The following is a 20,440-nucleotide window of genomic DNA, read 5'->3' as shown; positions in this document are numbered from 1 at the left end:
AAAAATGAATATTTCTAATAATTTCCAACAATTATTTTCAAATAATCACAAAAGTCAAGACAAAAAAACATCTCTTTATGATTTACCTTTTGATTATTTGATAAAGCAAAATAAAAAATTTGCCGAAGATAAAATGAAAAAATACAAAGAAGAGTTAGTTTTTAACGAAGAAACAAAACAATATGAAAAGAAAATGGTTTTAGATGAACAAAGCTATAAAGAACAAATTAAAATCAAGCTCGAAGAACAAACCAAAGAAAAAGTTAATCAGCAATTAAATAACAAAATAACATCAAAAACAGAAAATTTAAACACTATACAAGGCTCAGATTATGATAACTTAAAACACAGCACAAGCTTTTGGCAGTTTAAAGAAAAGCAAAATCAAAAAGAAGAAAAAACTTTTAATGTATTTTCAGCACCTATATATAATGCTTAAATTTTTAAAACTTTAACTTCTTGATCTTTTGCTAATTTTATATCATCAATTTGCGTGATTAAAATATGCGTGTTTTCACATAAAGGTTTTAGCATACCTGAGCCAAATTTAGTTTCGCTTGGTTTAAAATATCCATCGACTAATTTTCCAAAAGCAAAATCATTTCTTTGGCCTTTGAAATTTAAATCTTTAGTCAATCTTGCTTTATCAAATTCCAAAAGTTCTTTACCATAAAGTAAATTGAGTATATTTTTTGCAAAAATATGCGTTGAAACTAAAGAAGCTAAAGGATTTCCTGGTAGAGCTAGAAAAAGCATATCGCTTTTGCTAAAAAGTTTTACATGCTTACAAAGTTTAGCATTTACTTTTTCAAAAATAGGGCTAAAATCACACTCAAGCAAAGCTTGTTTGATAAAATCAGCCTCACCCACGCTAGCACCACCACTGCTTATAAGCATATCAAATTCTTTATTTTTTAAAAGCTTTTTATATGCATTTAAATCATCTTTTATAAGTCCTAAATACTCAACATCAGCATAATCTTGCAAAATAGCATAAATTCCAAAAGCATTTGCATTATATATGCTGTATTCATCAGCATTTTCCCAAGGTTCTACAAGCTCATCTCCACTTGAAAAAATTCCAACACGCAATTTTTTAACGACATTTAACTCATAAATTCCTTGAGCAGCAAGCATAGCTACCATACCTGAAGTGATTTTTTGCCCCTTTTTAAACAAAAGCTCTCCAAGCTTTGCTTCCTCGCCTTTAAAACGGATAGCATTGTTTTCTTTAGCATTTTTAGCGTTGAGTTTTTCATCTTCAAGCAAAGCTTCTTCAAACATTAAAATGGTATTTGCATTTTGAGGAATTTTAGCTCCTGTCATAATTTTATAGCATTCATTTTTTTCTAAAATATAATCATTTTTATCGCCTGCTAAAATGCTTCCTTTTATTTCTAGTAATTCATTCTTATGTGTATAATTTAGCACATAGCCATCTAGGGCAGAATTATCAAAAGCGGGTAGGTTTTTTTTCACAAAAACATCTTCATATAAAATACACCCCAAAGCTTGCGTCAAATTTACTCTTTGAAATTCATTTTTTGCTTTGATTTGTTCTTTTAAAAAATCTAAAGTTGCAAAAATATCTCTCATTCTTCAAGCCTTCTTATACTTGCGCCTAGTTTCTTAAATTTTTCTTCTAAATTTTCATACCCTCTATCAAGATGATAAATTCTATGAATTTTACTTGTGCCTTTAGCTGCTAAAGCCGCTAAAATCAAAGCAGAAGATGCGCGCAAATCAGTAGCCATAACATCAGCCCCCAAAAGCTCTTTAGTACCATTTATAGTAGCAATATGCCCGTTTAATCTTATATCAGCTCCCATTCTTAAAAGCTCACTTACATGCATAAAACGATTTTCAAATAATCTCTCATCAATAATACTTGTGCCATTTGCTTTTAAAGCTAAAGCCATAAATTGCGCTTGCATATCCGTTGGAAAGCCTGGGTATTCGCTAGTTAAAATTTCAACTGGTTTGATTTCTTTGGCAGGATTTATACTAATACTATCTTCATTAATATCAAAGCTAAAACCCATTTGCTCTAGCTTTGCCAAAACTGCGCTAAGATGGCTTGCATTGACTTTTTTTAGAGTGATTTTTGAGTTAGTGATAGCTCCTGCACACAGATAAGTTCCTGCTTCAATACGATCAGGAATGATTTCAAAAGGTTTAAATTCTAAAAGTTCTCCACTTGTACCATAAATTTCAAGCTCAGAAGATCCTATGCCTTGTATATCAAGCCCAGCCCTAGCTAAAACCTCACAAAGTTGCACCACTTCAGGCTCTTTAGCAACATTTAAAAGTCTAGTTTTACCATGAGCTAAGGCTGCTGCCATGATGATATTTTCACTACCCGTAACAGTGATTTTATCAAACATCACATCAGCACCCTTAAGCTCTCCACTAGCTACCACATAACCTTGCTTAATCTCAATATTAGCTCCCATTTTTTCTAAAGCTAAAAGGTGCAAATCAATAGGGCGTTGGCCTATAGCACAACCTCCCGGTAAAGAAACTTCACAATTTCCAAATCTAGCTAGTAAAGGCCCTAAGGTAAGTATAGAAGCACGCATTTTACGCACGATGTCGTATTTTGCTATGGTTTTATTTAAATGCTTTGTATTTATTTTTGCAAAATTGTCTTTAAAAGTATAATTTGCTCCTAAATTTTCAAGCAAAGAAAGTAGGGTGCAAATATCTGCTACATTTGGTAAATTTGAAATTTGCACTTCATTTTTAGCTAAAATACTTGAAGCTATCAAAGGAAGTGCAGCATTTTTTGCACCGCTTATTATCACTTCTCCGTTTAATTTTTCAACACCATCAATCTCTAAATAAGTCATTAATTTTCCTTAAAATATATGCATAATGATATAATAATATTTTACTACAAATATTATATAAATTAATAAGATTAAAGGTGTTTTTTGGGAGTTTTTCTAGTCATACTTGGTGGGATATTTTGGGCCATAAGTGGAGTTTTGGCTGAGTATTTGTTTAAAAATCATTATTCTGCTGAATGGGTGAGTTTTTATCGTTTGCTTTTTACCGGCATTATTTTAATAATTTTGGGTGCAAAAAATTTTAAATTAAAATTACTAAAGCAAAAACAAGAACTTAGCTCTCTTTTAATTTTTTCTATCTTTGGTTTATTGATAACTCAATATGGTTATTTTAAAGCTATTTATTATACCGATGCAGGAACTGCCACGATGATACAATACAACGCACCATTAATCATAATGCTTTTTATGTGTTTTAAAAATAAAATTTTACCTAAAAAAATAGAGCTAATCGCTTTGTTTTTAATACTTTTTGCCTTATTTTTACTTATAACAAATGGGGATATTAATGCATTAAAACTTGACATAAGAGGTGTTATTTGGGCTTTTTTTGGAGCTCTTGGAGTGGCATTTTATTCTTTGAGTGCTAGACTTATCATAGCAAAATATGGCTTATTTTTAATCATGGGTTTAGCTAGTTTATTTGCTTCTTTTTTGCTTTTTGTATTATTACAAGGAAATATCCCAAAACATGATTTTTCTTTAAATTCCTTTTTGGCTATGAGCGCGATTGTATTTATAGGCACAATAGGGGCTTTTTGTTTATACTTAAAAGGAGTTGAATTAATAGGGGCTTTTAAAGCTAGTATGATAGCTTGTATAGAACCTGTGGCTGCTGCTTTTATGAGTTTTTTATTTTTAGGAACTATTTATAGTGTGATTGATCTTTTTGCTTTTGCTTTGATCATTCTTAGTGTGTTTTTAAATGCTAAAAAACATTAAAATCATTGCATACTTTGCATAGCTTGAGAAAGTATTTGCATGATTTGGCCATATATACTTTGCATTTGTGCATTTAAACTTTGAATTTGAGAATTAATCATTTGAGCTTTTTGCGGATCTTGACTTGATTGTAATTTTGCATTTAATTCTGCAATTTTAGCTTGTATCTTAGCTAACTCGCTATAAAGCTTGCTTAATTGATCTTCAGATTCACTGTTATTTTGATTATCTTTAACACTTGTTTCAAGCTCTTTCACACCTTGTGTAAACTTAAATTCTATAAAATTCTTATTCTCTTTACTTTCTTTTTCTTCTTTTTGAGTGTTTAAAATATAAGGATTAATTTTACTAGCATAATCATTTATTTGCATGATATATCCTTTCTTTAAGGATATATCGGATTTTTTTATAAAAATTTAAGTTCTATCGTGAAGTTTTTTTGCTACTTCTGCAGCTAATTTTAGTTTTTCATTGTCAAAGTGTGTGTAAATTCTTGAAGTATTTAAACTTGCATGGCCTAGTGCTTCTTGGACTAAAACTAAATCTTTTTGTTTTTTATAAAGTAGGGTAGCAAAAGTGTGTCTTAGCATATGAGCTCCGTTTTTTTGCTTGCGAATTCCTGCTTTAAATAAAATTTGTTCTACTATACGCGAAACATAAGCTTGGGTTAAGGCTTTACCATTGCGATTGACAAATAAAAGTCCATCACAAGAAAGATAATTTACCTTTACATCTTTTAAAAGATGTTCTATAAGCTCTTTTTTAATCATCACAACGCGGTATTTATTGCCTTTAGCTCTAATACGTATGATATAAAGATCATTTTCTTCGCTAATGTCTTTTAATTTTATATTAATAGCTTCACTAACCCTAATTCCTGTAAAAATGATGATTTTAATAATCAAACGATTGCGTATAGTGTTGCTTTTAAAATCTGTATTATCAATAGCATCTAAAAATTTACTCACTTCATCTTCGTTCATATATTCAGGCAGTTTAACTCCTTTAGAACCACTTATACCTGCCCAATTTTTAAGATTAATATCAAAAATATGCGCTTTTTGATCTTCTTCATTTTGTTTATCTAAAAATGCAAAAAAATTAATCACAGCTATGCGATAATTTTTCTTACTCGCATCAGATAAAGAAGCGCTAATACTTGCTAAAATTTCCACTAAAAGCTCTTCATCGATTTGTTTTAGCGAATAAAGCTTATAAAATAACAAATACTCATAAAGTTTTTTCAAAGGATTAAAATACGTATTTACACCACTAAGTCCTGCATTTCTTGCTTTTTTTACATAAGCATCAAGCTCTTGTATATTTTTAACACCCTTGCTTAAGGCTAAATTTACTACAGCCAAAGCTTGAGGGTCTTTTAATTCCTTATTTGATAAAGAATTAAGCTTAAATTTCACATATCTACAAAGCCAAAATAAAAAGGACTTTTCAAAATTTTCTTCACAATCTAGAGGATATTTCATCACTCATTCTCCAAGGCTTTCAAAGTAGCCATTTTTGCATGAATATAAGCACTATCAAATAGCTTTTTAGAGCTTTCTTTTACAATTAAACCAAGTTCAGTACAACCCAAAATTACTCCTTGAGCCTCCGGAAATTGAGTAATCAAATCATCTAAATATTTTTTTGAGTCTTTATTTATAATACCTTTGCAAAGCTCATTAAAAATAATATCATTAAGCTTTAAAATATCATCATTTTTGGGAATAAAAACTTCGATCTTTGAGTTAATTAAAAGTTGTTTATAAAAATCTTCTTGCATAGTGTATTTTGTCCCTAACAACAATACTTTATTGATATTTTGCTCTTGAAGCTCTAAAAGCATAGCTTTAGCTATATGTAATATAGGAATTTGAATGTTTTTTTGTATATTCTCATAACATTTATGCATAGTATTAGTACAAATTAATATAAAATCAACTCCGCATTTTTGCAAAAGTAGGGCATGTTGGGTTAAAATTTCACTTGCTTTTTGCCAATCATTCTTGCGTTGACATTCTTCTATTTCTTCAAAATCAACGCTAGTTAAAACTATCTTAGCGCTGTGTAATTTTCCTAATTTTTCATTTGTTAATTTATTGATTATTTCATAATAGCTAAGTGTGCTTTCATAACTCATTCCACCTATTAAACCTATGGTTTTCAAACTTTTTTTCCTTTAAAATTAATATAAAAATTATAAAAAAATCTTACTTAAAAAATATCAAGCTATAATTATAAAAACAAAATAGGGTGATAATATGTTTTTTAAGAAAAAAACCGCGCAAAAGCAAGCAAACCAAAGCAATACCTCAAAACAAAATAATACTTCAAATGACTTTGCACAAGAAAAAAGACTTTATGAATTTAGAGAAAATATGAAAAAACTTAGCAAAGATGAAAATAGTGCCAAACTTTTAGCAAGACAACTTTCAAGATTAATCCAAAAATCCAAATAAAACCAAAAATTCCATACAAGCTAAACTTTTATATTTATTTTCCTTTTTACTCATCATTTTAGCTTTTTTAGTCTATAAAAATATTTTAACTTAAACTTAATATATATGTAAAATTATATGATAAATAGTAAAATCTTGAAATTATATATATTTTGTATTGAAAACTATAATTTTCAAACTTTTATATTTATCTGTTCTTTCATAAGTAAAATATATTTTAAAATACCTATATTATAGTATTTTAAAGCATTTTAATTTTTGAGTGAACATAACTTATCCATAAAAAAATAAGTATAATTTTTTGAAAAATATTATAAGTTATTTTATGTAGCTATGAAAGACTAAAGATGTATATTTTTTATTTCAACTAAATTTTAGTTTGTATTTTTACTTAAATAAAATTGAAGTTTAAAAATGTAGATTAGTGATTTTCTTGACTTTTAGGATAATCAAAAAACACAACTTCTCCGCTATGTTCTTTTATATCTTTAAATTCTTTTATATCAAATTGCATACATAAAATAGCAGAAGTTGGAAAGTTTTCTAAATCTATATGAGCTAAATATTCACAAAGTTCTTGCAATAAAGGATTGTGCATAATTAGCACTACCCTACTCTCTTTTAATTCTTTTATAAAATTTAATACATCTTCTAAATTACCATCATAAAAGTTTTTTTCTATCTTGATATCTTTTTCTTTTAAAGAAAAGCTTTTGCAGAGTTTTTGCGCTGTTTTTATACAACGCCTAGCAGGACTTGAAATGATACTTTGGGCTTTAAATTCTAAATCTTTAATCCTATAAATCATAGTTTTTAAATCATCTTTTCCACTAGAACTAAGCTCTCGTTGTAAATCTTGTTCGTAGTTTTCTTTTTGAGCCTTAGCATGACGGATAAAATAGATATATTTCATCTTATAACCTTAAATTTACCTAAAACATATCCGCATATAAAGCCAAAAATATGTGCATACCAAGCTATATTTACACCCATAAAAATAGGTACAAAACTCATTAATAATATAGCTACGATAAGTCCTTTAGTGGCGGTTTTATCCAAATATGCATAATATCCCATTAAAACACATATAGCACCACTTGCACCCACTATGTTTACAAAACTGCCATCAAAGCTTAAATACACATAAAAAACACTAAGCAAAGAGCAAAGAATTCCGCCAATTAAGTAAAGCAAAGCAAATTTAAAGCTTTTTAAGTATTTTTCCAGCATAGAGCCAAATTGAAAAAGCACTATCATATTTAAAATCAAATGAGGCCAATTTCCATGCATAAACATTGAGCTTAGAATTTGCCAGTAAAATCCTTGAAAGAAAAATAAATTTAAACCTAAAATAGCATCTAAATTTAAAGATCCAAAATAAAGATAATTCACAAAGACAAATATCACAATATTTAAAGCGATTAAAAAAGAAGCTATCATTACCCTACTTTGTATTTTTAATAATTATAACAAAAAGCTATTTAAATTCTAGCTTACACATAAAATTCACACTAATAAGATACAATATCGTCAAAAAATAAAATAAGGTTAAAAATGAAAAAACTAGCTTTTGCTTTTTTGATCACTCTAAATACCCTTAATGCAGGTATAGTTATAGCACCTGATTCTTTACCGGTAAATATCAAACAATTTATCAAAGATTATTTTAATGCAGAAATAGGCCTAGTAGAACAAGATGGTTATTCTTATGAGATTTATTTAAGCGATGGAAGCGAGATTGAGTTTTCACTTAATGGAGAATTTAAAGAGGCTGAAAATTTTAGCTCGTTAAATTATGCGATTTTACCTTTAACAATACAAAATACCATCAAAAATATCTACCCTAATACAGCAATCATAGAAATAGAAAGAAAAATTTCTTATTATAAAATCAAACTAAACAATCAAATGAAGCTTTACATAGACGATAATGGAACAATTTTAAGACAAAAATTTGATGATTAAATGCTTATTTGATTTTACTCAAATAAGCAAGTTTTGAATTTTTCTTCCAAAAAGGTTTTAATTCATCAAAACTTATAAAAACTTCAACTGCTCCTGTTGAATACGGAGCTATCTCATAAGGTTCCCATATAAAATTTAATCCATCTTTTCTTACTTCAAAAATTTCACTCATTTTAAGTTCTTTAATATCAAATAATTCATTTTCACTGTATAAACTTAAAATCTTTTGCTTAATCATATTCTGAAAATCTTCACTTTCTATTTTTAACTCATTTTTTATATTTATAAGTTTCATATCATCAATACTATAAGTTTTTCTTAAAAAATTAGTCATACCATGAGCGCCACCTTTATATTCATAAATATTTTTTCCTAAAGAGATAATATGCTCATCTTGGTAAAACATATAAGCTTGAGAAAAAAACTCATTATTAGAAATGTTTTCTTTACTCCATTTTTCGAAGCTTTCTTTTGCTTTTTGTTTTAATGAATTTTTATCTAAATTCTCATTAAAGTCATCAATAATTTTATTTAATTTTTCATTTTTACTTGTTAATTTTAAAATATCCTCACTAAAGTCAAATTCTATAGTTTTATTAGCATCTAGTTGTTTTTGTTCTTTAAGTGATAGCTGATTAATCATCGTATTTGTCTTGCTGGCTAAAAAACTAAATTCTTTTTTTACTTCATCTATTTTACATAAAGCATCAAATTTATTTTTATGCATATCTTTTAAAACGCAAATTCCAAAATCTGCTATATCTATATAATACTCATCATTCTTAGCACTACCCCAAAAACTGTATTGTTTTTGTTTTGTTTGGACAAAACCATAACTAGTGTTACTTTTAATGGAACTATATAAGTGAATATCAAATTCCTTTCCTTTTAAAATATTTAATGTAAATGTATTTTCATTATATGCATATAAACTCACACATAAACCTAAATTTAATATTATTTTTTTAATCATTCAATCCCCTCTTCTTGTGTTCTTATAATTAAACTTTTTGGTAGTTTAAAATACTCAATCCATTCTTGTTCTTTTTGTCTCATTTGTCCTTGATCTACCTCATGATCATAACCTTGCAAATGAAGCATAGCATGTATAAAAAGCAATGCCATCTCTTCTTCGTTGCTGTGTTTATATTCCATTGCTTTTTTACTTACTTCATCTAAATTTATCACAATACTGCCAAGCAAATTTTCACAATTTTGCACTAAAGGAAAAGACAAAACATCTGTAGTTTTATCTACTCCTCTTTGGTTAAGATTAATTTCATGCATGGTTTTTTCATCTACTAAAACAAGTTCTATATTTTGATCACTCATTTTTTGAGCAATTTTTTCAAGAAAAGAAATATCCATTTCTTCTTCGCAAAAAATCATTATTATCCTTTTGATTTTATAATTTCAAATTATATCAAAATTAAGGAAAAGTATGAAAAAAGCTCTTTGTATTATAAGTGGTGGTATGGATAGTACTTTATGTGCATATTTAGCCAAAAAAGAAGGATATGAAATCATTGCTTTGCATTTTGATTACAATCAACGCACCATGCTTAAAGAAAGAGAATGTTTTAATAAAATTTGTGAAAAACTTAATATAAAAACAAAATATATTTTAGATGTTTCATTTATAGCAAATATTGGTGGTAATTCTTTAACGGATTTAAATTTAGAAATTCCTAAAGAAAAGCTACACGAAAAAGAAGTTCCAAATACTTATGTTCCTTTTAGAAATGGCATTTTTTTATCTATTGCAGGAGCCATAGCTGAAAAAGAAAAATGCGAAAGTATTTTCATAGGAGTAGTACAAGAAGATAGCAGTGGTTATCCTGATTGTAGTGCAAATTTCATACAAAAAGCAAGTGAGTTTATCAATGAAGGCACAACAAAAACTTGTAATGTTACAATTAAAACCCCATTAGTTCATCTAAGCAAAGGACAAATAGTTGAATTAGCCTTAAAAGAAAAGGTAGCCTTAGAATACACTTGGTCTTGCTATGAAAGAGAAGATAAAGCTTGTGGTAAATGTGATAGTTGTTTATTAAGATTAAAAGGTTTTAAAGAAGCCCATATGAAAGATTTTATAGAGTACATTTAAAATTTACTTTCATTTTATTTTTGTTTGTATAATAGATTTTACAAATTAAAAAAGGAGAATTAATGAAAAAAATACTACTTGGTTCATTTTTAGCTGCTTCAATTTTAGCAAGCAATGCTTTAAGTAAAGAATTTATTCTAGATAAAGCTCATACAAATGTAGCTTTTAAAATCAAGCATTTACAAATTAGTAATGTAAATGGAAATTTTAAAGACTATGATGCAGTGGTTGATTTTGATAGTACTAAATTTGAATTTAATAAACTTCAAGCAAATGTAAAAGTTGCTTCTATAAATACTGAAAATAAAGCAAGAGATGCCCATTTACAACAAGATGATTTTTTCAAAGCAAAAACTCACCCAAACATCACTTTTACTATGAGCAAATATGAAAAAATTTCTAATGAAAAAGGTAAGATGTATGGCTCTTTAAATATTGCTGGTGTAAGTAAAGATATTGTTTTAGATACTGAAATTGGTGGGGTTATTAAAACAGATAGTGGTAAAGAAAAGGCGGGATTTACTTTACAAGGACAAATTAAAAGAAGTGATTTTAAATTTGCTCCAGATACCTCTAGCTTGACACTTAGCGATGAAGTGCAAATAAATATAGAAGCAGAAATTAACGAAAAATAATTTAAAAAGCATTTTACATTAAAGTAAAATGCTTTAACTTAATTTATTTAGCTAACCAACCTTCTTTTTCCCATACTTTTTGCGCTTCTTTGCTTTGTGTAAATTCTATAAATTCAGTTACTTTTGGATTTTTTAAACCTTTTTGTGTTGGTACTATTTCAGCAGCTCTATAAATAATTGAGTTTTTATCTGCTTTTATAAATTTATTTTCTTTCTCACCAACTGCTTTAATCCAATGTGTCCAAATAATTAAAGCATCGATATTTGGATTATTTTTCCACTCATCAACTGCTGCTTTTGAATTCTTAGCATACACTTTGATGTTTTTTCTAAGTTTTTCTAGGTTTTCGATTTTTCCTGTTTTTAAAGCCATATCTTCATACAAGCCAACCTGCCCTGCTCCATCAACTACCATAACATTAACACCATCTTTTAAAAGGTCTTCAAATTTTTTAATTTTTTTAGGGTTATTAGCTCTTACTATCATACCTGATCCTCTAGCATTTAAAACCTGAACATCTTGTATTTTGATTTGTTTTGACATAGCTTTAACAAATCCATCCATCATAGATGTGTTACCAGAATAAATGATATCAGCATCCATTTTGGCTTGTTTGATCCATTTAGGTGTTGGCCCTGCATTAACGATAACTTTTTCTCCGCTTTTTGCCTCAAATTGTTTAGCAAGTTCTTTTAAAACAGGAGCTGGACCGCCTGGGCCATAAACTAAAATTTCAGCATTCAATGCAGCTGCAGCAAATAAACTTAAAAATAAAAATTTTTTCATATTTTTCCTTTAAATTAATAAAATAAAATTAGAAATATAGCTTTTTAAAGTATATATTTTTTTAATCAAATAAATTAATATTTTTTTCATAGACAAAAAAACATTCTAAAAAGTCTTCTATGTTTTCTTTTATCAAGCAATATCTAAAGTCAAGAAAATTTTTTAATTCTTTTAAATTTGTATAAGAAAAATCACAAAATAAAGAATTTTTTAATGCGGTTTTAAAACCCTTAGTGTCTTGAAGTTTTTGTGCTATAAAGTCAAAATCCTCATCATTTTCCACGAGTAAAATCACCCTAGAGCTACCTCCAAAAACACAAATTTCATTTTTTGAGTTTAAAAAATAGGCTTTAAAAAGTTCTAATTTTTTATCATTAAAACTAAAGGGTAATTTTTGACTTTCTATAAATTCAATAAAACTAGCAAAAATATCTGCATAAAAAAATGCAAATTTTAAATCTTTAAAATACAAATTTTTACAAAGTAAGCTCGTTTGAAATAAAGATTTTGAGCCTAAAATTTCATATTTACAAGCTTTTAAGGTATGAAAATTTGATTTTAATTTTAAAATAAATTTTTCATCATCAGAACAAAAGAAAGTTTTTTCTTTAGAATTTTTTAAAAGATCAAAATCTAATAAAATATTTGAATTTAAGACTTTAAAATTAAAGGCTTTTGCAAATTTTAATTCTACATGATTGCAATATATAAATTCATAAGATTTTTCTTCACATAAAAATCTAAAAAGCCTAAAAATAGCTTCTTCAAGATCATCAACTTGAAGATAAAACACATCTTTATCTTCAAGATTTAATTTCTCCTCGCTTACTATAACATAAGCTCCAAGTTTTATAGCAAAACTAGCTTGTTCATTATTCTTAGCAAAAAATACACTTGCTTGTTTGACTTTGTTTAAATCTATACTAAAATCATAAACACTAGAAGTTGCTCCATAGTTTAAAACTTGAGCATTAATAAGCTCAATAAAATTAGAAATATTCATCTAGCCTATTAAAGCTCCATTTTCGATAAAGCTTTGTGGGCTAATTAAAACTAATTTACCATTTTTTTCTGCACTTAAAATCATACCTTGGCTTTCATGGCCAAAAATTTTAGCTTTTTTTAGATTGGTAATGACACAAACTTGCTTACCTATTAACTCACTAGCTTTATAAAATTTAGCAATACCCGAAAGCACTTGTCTTAGTTCGCCATTTTCAAGTTCAAGTTGAAATTTTAAAAGCTTTTCACTGCCTTCTATATTTTGACAATCTTTTACTAGTGCTACTTTAATTTCAATTTTTTTAAAATCATCAATTTTAATTTGAGCTAAACTTGGCTTCTCTTCTACTTTTTCTTCTTTTTTGTTTTCTTGGGTTAATTCAACTTTTGGAAATAAAGCTTCACATGCACTTGATTTTAAATCGCATAATTGATTATTTAAAATTAGTTTTTGATAGTTTTCGTTTGAAATTTCAAAATTTAAAGCTTTGGCGATTTTTAAAGCTGTTTTTGGCATAGCAGCTGAAAGTAAAATAGTAACTTTTGTTAAAATATTAGCACATAAAGCTACTAAGGCATTAGCTTTTTGCATTTGATCATTTTTAATTAAATTCCAAGGCTCATACCTACTAATACTTAAATTTGCTAAAGATAAAGCCTTAAAAAGCTCTTCTAAATAGCGATTTGGCTGGATATTTTCTAAAGCATTGATTGCATTATCTAAATACTCTTTACATTCATTTAATTCTTGATTAAAATACAAATTCACATCTTTACAATCAATAATATTTTGAGAATACTTAGCACTCATACCGATAATTCTGTTTAATAAATTTCCAAGCTCATTGCTTAATTCTGCATTGATTCTAGTGATTAATGCTTTTTGTGAAAAATCCCCATCATTGCCAAAAGGAACTTCTCTGAGTAAAAAATATCTAAAAGCTTCTAAACCAAAAGTATCTGCTACTTCTTTAGGTGCTACTACATTACCTTTAGATTTGCTCATTTTTTCACCATCTTTAGTCCACCAGCCATGTGCTGCTACAAATTTAGGCAAAGGGAGTTCTAAACTCATCAAAAACGCAGGCCAATACACTGCATGAAAACGCAAGATATCCTTACCTACAAAATGAATATGAGCAGGCCATAGATCCATATTTTTATCATCAAGTCCATAACCCAAAGCACTCACATAATTCATCAAAGCATCAAGCCAAACATACACCACATGTTTTTCATCATTTAATTCTTTTGGAAGCTTTATACCCCATTCAAAACTTGTTCTTGTAATAGAAAGATCTTTTAAACCACCTTCTACAAAGTGGATTAATTCATTGGCCTTATTTTTAGGTAAAATCGGCTCTTTTTCTTTATACCATTTAAGAATTTGATCTTGATATTTAGAAAGCTTGAAAAAATAACTTTCTTCTTTTAAAAGCTGTGTTTTTTTACCACAATCTGGACAATGACACTCATTTACAAGCTGAGTTTGGGTAAAATAGCTCTCACAAGAAACACAATAAAAGCCTTCATAAGTTCCTTTATAAATATCACCTTTATCAAACATTTTTTTAAATGCTTTTTGTACGCTTAATTTGTGATTTTCATCTGTAGTTCTAATGAAATAATCATAAGAAATCTCAAACTCATCCCAAAGTTTTTTAAATTTAGCACTAATTTCATCTGCATATTCTTTAGGGGTAAAATTTCTAGCACTAGCAGCTTGCTCTATCTTTTGGCCATGTTCATCTGTACCTGTTAAAAAGAATGTTTTTTCTCCTTGCAAGCGATAAAATCTAGCCAAAGTATCTGCTATAATCGTAGTGTAAGCATGACCAATATGAGCCACATCGTTTACATAATATATCGGAGTAGTAATATAACGCATTTTAAACCTTTAATTAAAAATCAAATCCACCTTCTTTACCTTTAGACATACTCTTATAAACTGCATCAATATACTCTTTTCTTAAAGAGCACTCAAAAATCATAGAGCAAGGTAAACAAGATTTTAAGTTTTTATCATTTTGACAAGCTTGAAGTTCGTTTTTTTTAACTTCTAAAGCTAGTTCAAATTCATCTTTAACTTCAGTCATTAAAGCCCTTTATAAGCTTGTTTTAGTTTTTCAATTTCATATTTTGAGCCCAAAAAGCATGGTGTACTTGCATGGATTTTTTCAAATTCTAAATCAAGTAAAGAGTTATTTTCTCCATTAGTAGAAAGCCCTCCTGCTTTTTCAAAAATAAAAGCAAAAGGAAATACCTCAAAATATGCTCTTAATTTTCCATTTGGTGCATCGCTTGTTGCGGGATATGAAAATAATCCTCCACCTTTGAGTAAAATTTGGTGTAAATCACTCACCATAGCACCTGAATATCTTAAGCGATATCCTTCATCAAATAAAGCTTTTATAAAAGCTCTATGAGTATTTGACCAATTTTTTTGTGTCCCACCACTTGCATTTAATTTGCCTTTTTCGTTTAATTTTAAATCCTTAACAAAAATAAATTCATCATTTTCATTTAACCTATAAAGCTTAGGAGTATCTATGCATACTATAAGCTCTAAACGCACACCATAAATAGCATAAACTGCCGCTTTTAGATTTTTTGCACTAGCCTTTTGCTCATAAATAGCAAAAATAGAACCTATAGCAAAATTCACATCTACCAAAGATGAGCCATCTAAAGGATCATAAGCAACAACATATTTTTCATTTTTATTAATTAATAATTGCTCTTGTTTTTCCTCACTAATTAAGCTTTTTATACCTTTGCTTTGCTTTAAAATTCTAGTGATAATCTCATCGCTTTTTACATCAAGTTTTAATTGATTATCTCCAGTGGCATTTTGAGAAGTAGTATAATCAAAATCTTTTAAATATCTAAGTTCTTTTGAAATTTCAATCACTGCTTTTTGTATATCGTTAATTAATTCTTGCATATTTTACCCCTATACTTTTTTTGAATTTTTTAATATAAAATCACAAATACTTTCTAAATCATCCAAATAAAGCCAAGTTAAATTTTTATTTTCAATTTTATCATAGCTTGCAATAGCCTTAGAATAAGCAAAATAGCTCTCATCTACTTCTTTGCAAAAAACACTAATTCTTGGCATATCTAAGGTTTTTAAGCCCTCTATAAATAAAAAATCAAATTCCCCTAGTTTGGAAATAGCTTCATCTAAAGTACTTGGAGAATGTGTAAATAAAGTTGTCCTTGTAGGGCTTAAAACCATTACATCAGCACCACTTTGAAAAAATTTAAAACTATCTTTTTTTGCTATATCAAAACTTGCTTTATCTTTTGGATCATGTTTTATAATACATACTTTATAATTTTGCTCCATAAAATATTTAGCAACTTGAGTTATTAAAGTTGTTTTACCTGAATTGGAAGGCCCACTAAAAGCCATTGCTAATCTTTTCATAACTTCCTTAAATCAAAGAAAATAAACAAAATTATATCTTTTTAAAAGTTAAAAGCTTATAATTATAAAAAAATTAGGAATAAAATATGAAAAAAATTTATATGATTATTTTTTTAACACTTATTTTTACTGCATGTTCAAATAAAACCCAAGAGCAAAGTGAAATCGATTTAAAAAGTCAAACTCTTATGTATGCACAAAAAATCAATTTTAATTATAAAGATAATAGAGTAGTAGCTTTGTTAAGTTATCTAAATCCTGTATTAGATGAAAAAAGTCAAAAAGAAGTTTTTGTACTTAGTTTTTTACCAAATATCAATATCAAACAAGAACAAATTTCAATACTCATAGATGGAGAAAAAACTAACTTAAAAGCCTTAGATAAAAATGATGAATTGTTTAAGTATATCATCAAAAGTGATTATGCAAGTTATTACAAAATCACCCTTGATGAGTTGGTACAAAAACCTATTTTAAAACTTGATTTGTGTTTTGAGAATCAGTGTTTTGAGTTAAAGTTTCAAAAAATTTCGAAATCGGTGTATTATCGTTCAGAAGATGCAAATACACAATATAATTAGCTAAAACTTTTTTAGCATACACCCTACTTTCTGCATAAGGAACTAGTTCCATAGATAAAAATGGCTCGTACTTTCCCGCTCTAAACATATCTTCTCTTTTGAGCATTCTAGTAGTAAATCCTATACCTCCATTATAAGCATATGCCACAAATACCGGAGAATTAAGTTTAGATTCTAAATAATCTAAATGATGATTTGCAAAAGTATAAGCTGTTTTTGGGTCAAAAAGCATATCTTGGTCAAAATTTGGAATTTGCAATTCTTTATTGCCTATATGATTAGCTAAAAATGGAATAAATTGCATAATACCCAAAGCATAAGAGGTTGAAATAGCTGTTGGGATAAAACGGCTTTCTTGTCTAGCTAAAGCTAAAATCATAGCCTTTCTTTGCGTAGAATAATCTTTTAAATACTCAAAATAAGGCATAATAAAATAATGTTTTTTAAAACCCTCAGCTCTTTCTTTAATATAAGCATAAATAGCGATATTTTCTTTAGTATAAAAATCTTTTGCAAGCTTTTCTAGCTCATTAGGAGTACCTTTTGCAATTTCTTTTGCAAGTTTTTGCCAAGCAAAAGGATCTTTCATATCAAAATCATTTTTTTGTTTTTTTGGACTTAATTCTTCTATTTTAGGCAAAGGCAAGCCCTTTAACTCCCTTGCATAAAGACTATAAATATTTAAAGAATCACTTTGAGCAAGCTCATCAAGATACTTTTTATCTTGAGTGATTAAATAAATCCAAAAATTTGCATTATCTACTAAAGGCTTACTTTTAAAAGTATCTTTTGCTACTTGGAAAAATTCCAGTGCTTTTTTATCATCATTTTCTAAAATAGCATTCACACCTAAGTAAAAAGCATTATCTTGAAAAGTTAAATTTGCATCTACATTAACCAAAGATTTTCTTATCAATGGACTTTTTTTCTTAATGATGATTTCTTTTACAAAATTTGTAAATTCTTTTTCTTTTACTAACTCATCAACAAAATCTTTTTCTAAGAAAAAATCCTTTTTAACTTTTAAAAAGCCATAAATTTTATAAAAATTTGCACTATCATAATTTAAAACCGCATAACTTAGAGGATCTTTAGCATTAAAAGCTTCTAAAAGCTTTACTAAATTTGGGTTATCCTGTGGAATAATTTTTTTCATCTCATTACGCGTTGAAGTATTAAGATCTTGTATAAAAGTTAAACTGTTTAATCTTATAAGCTGACAAGTAGCATTAGCATCTAAGATATTTTGCGCATTAAATTTATAACAAACTTCATATTCTTTATTATATCCCAAAGGTGGAATGATCGTTTCAATAGCATTTTTAATACGCCCTGCATAACGATAAATATGCTCTTTTAAACCTTCAACTTCTTCTTTTTTAAATTCATTTTTTTCTAATAAACGATATAAATAATAATCCTTAGCTAAAGAATTTGGTTTTTGCTCTAATTCTTTATAAGAATACATAGCACTATTTGCAAAAACTACTCCAGCTAAGAGTAATACCACACTTTTTTTCAACACTTATAAACTTCCTAAAATTAAATTTGATAAAAATATTTGTATAAATTTAAGCCCTAAAATAATAATCAAAGGTGCTAAATCAATACTTCCTATAGTAGTAGGGATAAATCTTCTTACAAAAGCATAAGCAGGATTAGTTAAACGATATAAAATTTGTACTATAGGATTATACGGATCAGGCCTTACCCAAGAAATTAAAGCAGCAATAATTACAATCCATACATAAATTTCAATCACTAAAGAAAAAATTTGCACCAAAGACACAATCAAACTTGTTCCAACTCCCATTTTACTCCTTTATAATTTCTTTAATAAAAGGCTTGATTAAAGTATAAATTTCACTCATTTCAGGTCCGTGAGTAACCCCTGTTAATACTAAACGCAAAGGCATAAAGAAATTTTTACCTTTTAAATTTGTTTTTTCCATTAAAATCTTTTTGAACTCATCATATTCTTGAGGTAAATCCAAATCTTTTAAAATCTCTTTAATCAACTTACACTCATTTTCAAATTCATTATAATTTTTGACTGCAAAAATAGCTTGTATTTTTTCTTTTATCTCATTTAGCGTGCTAGCTTCTTGAGTATAAAATTTTGCAAGCTCTGCTACATCTTTGCCTAAATTTAACAAAGAATTTAATTTATCATTATCAAGCATTTTTATATGCTCACGGTTAATTTGCATCAAGCGCTTAGTGTCAAATCTAGCAGGAGATTTTGAAACTTTTTTCAAATCAAACCATTCTATAGCTTCTTCTAAAGTAAAAATCTCTTTTGGAGTTTTATTACCTAAAAGGATTAAATAATTTGCAATAGCACTTGCTAAATATCCATTATCAAGCATCCATTTTACACTAGAATGAGCCTCTCTTTTACTCATTTTAACACCTTCTTCATTTAAAATGATAGGTAAATGTGCATAAGTCATGCTTTTATCATAACCCAAACTTGCTCTAATATGCTCTTGCTTAGGAGTATTTGAAACATGATCTTCTCCCCTTATAATACAAGTAACGCCTTCTAGCATATCATCAACCGCACAAGCAAAATTATAAGTTGGGGTTTTATCCGCTCTCATAATCACAAAACTATCAATATCTTCAGGATTAAAACTAATCTCGCCTTTAATATAATCAGTAAATTTCATTTGAGATTGAGGTTTTTTAAGACGAATTACAAAAGGTTTTTCACAATTTAACACATCAATATCTGCTAATTTTTCACAAGTGCCATCATATCTATATGCTTGATTTTTACTTTTAGCTAATTCCTTTTTATGCGCTAACTCATCCTCAGTACAAAAACAAGCAAAAGCTTTTTTTTCACTTACTAGCTTTAAAGCCATTTGACGATGAAATTTCAAATTCTCACTTTGTACATAATAATGCTGCCAAGTTATACCAAATTCTTTCAAAATAGCTTTTATTTCCTCTTCTTTTCCAGCAATATTTCTAGCATTATCCGTATCTTCAATACGCAAAATAAAATCTGTATTTTCTTGTCTTGCTTTAATATAATTAAACAAAGCTGCTCTTAAATTTCCAATATGCATATCTCCAGTAGGCGATGGTGCAAACCTATACATTATTTATCCTTTTAAAACTTTTTTATCATTATACAATTAAATACTTGCTATTTATTTTAAAAAAACAAAGTTCACACAAAATTCACTCAATATTTATATGATTTCACAAATAATTCAATTTAAAGGACAAAAAATGAAATTAAAAATAGCTTTAATGGCATTAGCTCTAGCAAGTTGTGTTTTTGCAAGAGATATGGTTGTAGGTATAAATGCTTTACCAGCAAATTCTAAAAATTTTATACAAAAACACTTTACAGGCTCAAACATAGCTTTAGTTAAACAAGATATTGATAGTTTTGATGTTTATTTGGACAATGGAACTGAACTTGAGTTTTTCATCAATGGAGATTGGAAAGAAATTGATGCAAAATACAGACCAATTGATACTTCTTTTTTAAGTCCAAATGTTTTAGCAACGATTAAAAAAATGCATCCAAATGCAAGTATAATTAAAGTTGAAAAAGAAATTCAAGGTTATAAATTTAAACTAAATAATATGATGGAAATTTATACTGATGTAAATGGAAATTTCTTAGGACAAAAATTTGATGATTAAAGATTAAGCTAAGC

The 20,440-nt window shown here is 27.8% G+C and carries 26 protein-coding genes; 8 read left to right on the top strand and 18 right to left on the bottom strand.

Annotated features, from left to right (window positions below; all coding sequences use genetic code 11):
- Positions 1-4 precede the first annotated feature (4 nt).
- On the top strand, positions 5-439 hold the full coding sequence (locus L8U41_RS04310) for a hypothetical protein (RefSeq protein WP_263727912.1): 435 nt from the start codon (positions 5-7) through the stop codon (positions 437-439).
- Here L8U41_RS04310 and L8U41_RS04305 read toward each other — a convergent pair.
- Both L8U41_RS04305 and murA read right to left on the bottom strand, forming a co-directional pair.
- Positions 436-1,596: a molybdopterin molybdotransferase MoeA gene (locus tag L8U41_RS04305; RefSeq protein WP_263727911.1), complete on the bottom strand. Its 1,161-nt coding sequence runs from the start codon at positions 1,594-1,596 to the stop codon at positions 436-438. The genes L8U41_RS04310 and L8U41_RS04305 overlap by 4 nt on opposite strands.
- Positions 1,593-2,849, bottom strand: a complete 1,257-nt coding sequence (gene murA / locus L8U41_RS04300; protein ID WP_039618249.1) for a UDP-N-acetylglucosamine 1-carboxyvinyltransferase — start codon at positions 2,847-2,849, stop codon at positions 1,593-1,595. Before murA ends, L8U41_RS04305 begins: the two co-directional genes overlap by 4 nt.
- A gap of 84 nt (positions 2,850-2,933) precedes the next feature.
- Here murA and L8U41_RS04295 point away from each other — a divergent pair, with 84 nt between their 5' ends.
- Positions 2,934-3,791 carry a DMT family transporter gene (locus tag L8U41_RS04295; RefSeq protein ID WP_263727910.1) on the top strand — a complete coding sequence of 286 codons (858 nt, stop codon included), beginning with the start codon at positions 2,934-2,936 and terminating at the stop codon, positions 3,789-3,791.
- Between the two features lie 2 nt (positions 3,792-3,793).
- On the opposite strand, the gene L8U41_RS04290 is transcribed toward L8U41_RS04295, so the two are convergent.
- The 3 genes from L8U41_RS04290 to L8U41_RS04280 are packed head-to-tail and all read right to left on the bottom strand — an operon-like array spanning position 3,794 to position 5,958.
- The gene (locus tag L8U41_RS04290) at positions 3,794-4,162 is read right to left on the bottom strand and encodes a hypothetical protein (RefSeq protein ID WP_263727909.1); all 369 of its coding nucleotides are present in this window, start codon (positions 4,160-4,162) and stop codon (positions 3,794-3,796) included.
- 45 nt (positions 4,163-4,207) lie between these two features.
- Entirely contained in the window at positions 4,208-5,275 is a 1,068-nt protein-coding gene (locus tag L8U41_RS04285) for a tyrosine-type recombinase/integrase (protein ID WP_263708368.1), read from the bottom strand.
- Positions 5,275-5,958, bottom strand: coding sequence for an aspartate/glutamate racemase family protein (locus L8U41_RS04280; RefSeq protein ID WP_263727908.1), 684 nt, complete (start codon positions 5,956-5,958; stop codon positions 5,275-5,277). The genes L8U41_RS04285 and L8U41_RS04280 overlap by 1 nt, the downstream gene beginning before the upstream one ends.
- A gap of 94 nt (positions 5,959-6,052) precedes the next feature.
- On the opposite strand from L8U41_RS04280, the gene L8U41_RS04275 reads away from it, so the two are divergent.
- Positions 6,053-6,250, top strand: coding sequence for a molybdenum cofactor biosynthesis protein (locus L8U41_RS04275; protein ID WP_263679393.1), 198 nt, complete (start codon positions 6,053-6,055; stop codon positions 6,248-6,250).
- Positions 6,251-6,671: 421 nt separating this feature from the next.
- Here L8U41_RS04275 and L8U41_RS04270 read toward each other — a convergent pair whose 3' ends face one another.
- Positions 6,672-7,163, bottom strand: a complete 492-nt coding sequence (locus tag L8U41_RS04270) for a SixA phosphatase family protein (protein WP_263682287.1) — start codon at positions 7,161-7,163, stop codon at positions 6,672-6,674.
- Entirely contained in the window at positions 7,160-7,690 is a 531-nt protein-coding gene (locus L8U41_RS04265) for a rhomboid family intramembrane serine protease (RefSeq protein WP_263702594.1), read from the bottom strand. Before L8U41_RS04265 ends, L8U41_RS04270 begins: the two co-directional genes overlap by 4 nt.
- Positions 7,691-7,804: 114 nt before the next feature.
- On the opposite strand from L8U41_RS04265, the gene L8U41_RS04260 reads away from it, so the two are divergent.
- Complete coding sequence (locus L8U41_RS04260) at positions 7,805-8,215, top strand: PepSY-like domain-containing protein (protein ID WP_263663340.1); 411 nt, start codon at positions 7,805-7,807, stop codon at positions 8,213-8,215.
- 4 nt (positions 8,216-8,219) lie between these two features.
- Here L8U41_RS04260 and L8U41_RS04255 read toward each other — a convergent pair whose 3' ends face one another.
- Both L8U41_RS04255 and ybeY read right to left on the bottom strand, forming a co-directional pair.
- Positions 8,220-9,188, bottom strand: a complete 969-nt coding sequence (locus L8U41_RS04255; RefSeq protein WP_263727907.1) for a DUF3298 and DUF4163 domain-containing protein — start codon at positions 9,186-9,188, stop codon at positions 8,220-8,222.
- Complete coding sequence (gene ybeY / locus L8U41_RS04250; protein ID WP_263702591.1) at positions 9,185-9,604, bottom strand: rRNA maturation RNase YbeY; 420 nt, start codon at positions 9,602-9,604, stop codon at positions 9,185-9,187. Before ybeY ends, L8U41_RS04255 begins: the two co-directional genes overlap by 4 nt.
- A gap of 52 nt (positions 9,605-9,656) precedes the next feature.
- On the opposite strand from ybeY, the gene queC reads away from it, so the two are divergent.
- The gene (queC, locus tag L8U41_RS04245; RefSeq protein ID WP_263679388.1) at positions 9,657-10,322 is read left to right on the top strand and encodes a 7-cyano-7-deazaguanine synthase QueC; all 666 of its coding nucleotides are present in this window, start codon (positions 9,657-9,659) and stop codon (positions 10,320-10,322) included.
- A 62-nt stretch (positions 10,323-10,384) separates the two neighbouring features.
- Positions 10,385-10,957 (top strand): YceI family protein, encoded by a 573-nt coding sequence (locus tag L8U41_RS04240; RefSeq protein WP_263663344.1) that lies wholly within the window; start codon positions 10,385-10,387, stop codon positions 10,955-10,957.
- Positions 10,958-11,000: 43 nt separating this feature from the next.
- Here L8U41_RS04240 and L8U41_RS04235 read toward each other — a convergent pair whose 3' ends face one another.
- The 6 genes from L8U41_RS04235 to mobB all read right to left on the bottom strand — a co-directional run bounded on the left by L8U41_RS04235 (position 11,001) and on the right by mobB (position 16,179).
- The gene (locus L8U41_RS04235) at positions 11,001-11,744 is read right to left on the bottom strand and encodes a substrate-binding domain-containing protein (protein ID WP_263702590.1); all 744 of its coding nucleotides are present in this window, start codon (positions 11,742-11,744) and stop codon (positions 11,001-11,003) included.
- Positions 11,745-11,805: 61 nt separating this feature from the next.
- Positions 11,806-12,747, bottom strand: coding sequence for a hypothetical protein (locus tag L8U41_RS04230; protein WP_263679386.1), 942 nt, complete (start codon positions 12,745-12,747; stop codon positions 11,806-11,808).
- Positions 12,748-14,634, bottom strand: coding sequence for a methionine--tRNA ligase (gene metG / locus L8U41_RS04225; RefSeq protein WP_263702589.1), 1,887 nt, complete (start codon positions 14,632-14,634; stop codon positions 12,748-12,750).
- A gap of 13 nt (positions 14,635-14,647) precedes the next feature.
- Entirely contained in the window at positions 14,648-14,842 is a 195-nt protein-coding gene (locus L8U41_RS04220) for a hypothetical protein (protein ID WP_263702588.1), read from the bottom strand.
- Positions 14,842-15,690, bottom strand: a complete 849-nt coding sequence (locus L8U41_RS04215; protein WP_263727906.1) for a class 1 fructose-bisphosphatase — start codon at positions 15,688-15,690, stop codon at positions 14,842-14,844. The genes L8U41_RS04220 and L8U41_RS04215 overlap by 1 nt, the downstream gene beginning before the upstream one ends.
- A 9-nt stretch (positions 15,691-15,699) precedes the next feature.
- A complete protein-coding gene (gene mobB / locus L8U41_RS04210) occupies positions 15,700-16,179 on the bottom strand; it encodes a molybdopterin-guanine dinucleotide biosynthesis protein B (RefSeq protein WP_263727905.1) in 480 nt (159 codons plus the stop codon).
- 86 nt (positions 16,180-16,265) lie between these two features.
- Between mobB and L8U41_RS04205 the strand changes: the two genes are divergently transcribed.
- The gene (locus tag L8U41_RS04205) at positions 16,266-16,760 is read left to right on the top strand and encodes a hypothetical protein (protein WP_263727904.1); all 495 of its coding nucleotides are present in this window, start codon (positions 16,266-16,268) and stop codon (positions 16,758-16,760) included.
- On the opposite strand, the gene L8U41_RS04200 is transcribed toward L8U41_RS04205, so the two are convergent.
- Genes L8U41_RS04200 through gltX form a run of 3 tightly spaced genes read right to left on the bottom strand, consistent with a single transcriptional unit; the run spans position 16,648 to position 19,870 of the window.
- Positions 16,648-18,285, bottom strand: a complete 1,638-nt coding sequence (locus L8U41_RS04200; protein ID WP_263727903.1) for a lytic transglycosylase domain-containing protein — start codon at positions 18,283-18,285, stop codon at positions 16,648-16,650. The genes L8U41_RS04205 and L8U41_RS04200 overlap by 113 nt on opposite strands.
- On the bottom strand, positions 18,286-18,573 hold the full coding sequence (locus L8U41_RS04195; RefSeq protein ID WP_263676784.1) for a YggT family protein: 288 nt from the start codon (positions 18,571-18,573) through the stop codon (positions 18,286-18,288). It abuts the gene before it with no gap.
- Between the two features lies 1 nt (position 18,574).
- Entirely contained in the window at positions 18,575-19,870 is a 1,296-nt protein-coding gene (gene gltX, locus L8U41_RS04190) for a glutamate--tRNA ligase (protein ID WP_263702585.1), read from the bottom strand.
- A 133-nt stretch (positions 19,871-20,003) separates the two neighbouring features.
- Between gltX and L8U41_RS04185 the strand changes: the two genes are divergently transcribed.
- Positions 20,004-20,426 (top strand): PepSY-like domain-containing protein, encoded by a 423-nt coding sequence (locus L8U41_RS04185; RefSeq protein WP_263702584.1) that lies wholly within the window; start codon positions 20,004-20,006, stop codon positions 20,424-20,426.
- The last annotated feature ends 14 nt before the right edge of the window (positions 20,427-20,440 follow it).

It is taken from the genome of Campylobacter sp. RKI_CA19_01116, from assembly GCF_025771405.1.
In the GTDB taxonomy this organism is placed as follows: Bacteria; Campylobacterota; Campylobacteria; order Campylobacterales; family Campylobacteraceae; genus Campylobacter_D.
This window is presented reverse-complemented; position numbering and strand designations above follow the sequence as displayed.

Bases quoted from the DNA above. Each gene is read 5' to 3' on its own strand.
- L8U41_RS04310 (WP_263727912.1), top strand. From the start codon at position 5: ATGAATATTTCTAATAATTTCCAACAATTATTTTCAAATAATCACAAA.
- L8U41_RS04305 (WP_263727911.1), bottom strand. From the start codon at position 1,596: ATGAGAGATATTTTTGCAACTTTAGATTTTTTAAAAGAACAAATCAAA.
- murA (WP_039618249.1), bottom strand. From the start codon at position 2,849: ATGACTTATTTAGAGATTGATGGTGTTGAAAAATTAAACGGAGAAGTG.
- L8U41_RS04290 (WP_263727909.1), bottom strand. From the start codon at position 4,162: ATGCAAATAAATGATTATGCTAGTAAAATTAATCCTTATATTTTAAAC.
- L8U41_RS04285 (WP_263708368.1), bottom strand. From the start codon at position 5,275: ATGAAATATCCTCTAGATTGTGAAGAAAATTTTGAAAAGTCCTTTTTA.
- L8U41_RS04275 (WP_263679393.1), top strand. From the start codon at position 6,053: ATGTTTTTTAAGAAAAAAACCGCGCAAAAGCAAGCAAACCAAAGCAAT.
- L8U41_RS04270 (WP_263682287.1), bottom strand. From the start codon at position 7,163: ATGAAATATATCTATTTTATCCGTCATGCTAAGGCTCAAAAAGAAAAC.
- L8U41_RS04265 (WP_263702594.1), bottom strand. From the start codon at position 7,690: ATGATAGCTTCTTTTTTAATCGCTTTAAATATTGTGATATTTGTCTTT.
- L8U41_RS04260 (WP_263663340.1), top strand. From the start codon at position 7,805: ATGAAAAAACTAGCTTTTGCTTTTTTGATCACTCTAAATACCCTTAAT.
- L8U41_RS04255 (WP_263727907.1), bottom strand. From the start codon at position 9,188: ATGATTAAAAAAATAATATTAAATTTAGGTTTATGTGTGAGTTTATAT.
- ybeY (WP_263702591.1), bottom strand. From the start codon at position 9,604: ATGATTTTTTGCGAAGAAGAAATGGATATTTCTTTTCTTGAAAAAATT.
- queC (WP_263679388.1), top strand. From the start codon at position 9,657: ATGAAAAAAGCTCTTTGTATTATAAGTGGTGGTATGGATAGTACTTTA.
- L8U41_RS04240 (WP_263663344.1), top strand. From the start codon at position 10,385: ATGAAAAAAATACTACTTGGTTCATTTTTAGCTGCTTCAATTTTAGCA.
- L8U41_RS04235 (WP_263702590.1), bottom strand. From the start codon at position 11,744: ATGAAAAAATTTTTATTTTTAAGTTTATTTGCTGCAGCTGCATTGAAT.
- L8U41_RS04230 (WP_263679386.1), bottom strand. From the start codon at position 12,747: ATGAATATTTCTAATTTTATTGAGCTTATTAATGCTCAAGTTTTAAAC.
- metG (WP_263702589.1), bottom strand. From the start codon at position 14,634: ATGCGTTATATTACTACTCCGATATATTATGTAAACGATGTGGCTCAT.
- L8U41_RS04220 (WP_263702588.1), bottom strand. From the start codon at position 14,842: ATGACTGAAGTTAAAGATGAATTTGAACTAGCTTTAGAAGTTAAAAAA.
- L8U41_RS04215 (WP_263727906.1), bottom strand. From the start codon at position 15,690: ATGCAAGAATTAATTAACGATATACAAAAAGCAGTGATTGAAATTTCA.
- mobB (WP_263727905.1), bottom strand. From the start codon at position 16,179: ATGAAAAGATTAGCAATGGCTTTTAGTGGGCCTTCCAATTCAGGTAAA.
- L8U41_RS04205 (WP_263727904.1), top strand. From the start codon at position 16,266: ATGAAAAAAATTTATATGATTATTTTTTTAACACTTATTTTTACTGCA.
- L8U41_RS04195 (WP_263676784.1), bottom strand. From the start codon at position 18,573: ATGGGAGTTGGAACAAGTTTGATTGTGTCTTTGGTGCAAATTTTTTCT.
- gltX (WP_263702585.1), bottom strand. From the start codon at position 19,870: ATGTATAGGTTTGCACCATCGCCTACTGGAGATATGCATATTGGAAAT.
- L8U41_RS04185 (WP_263702584.1), top strand. From the start codon at position 20,004: ATGAAATTAAAAATAGCTTTAATGGCATTAGCTCTAGCAAGTTGTGTT.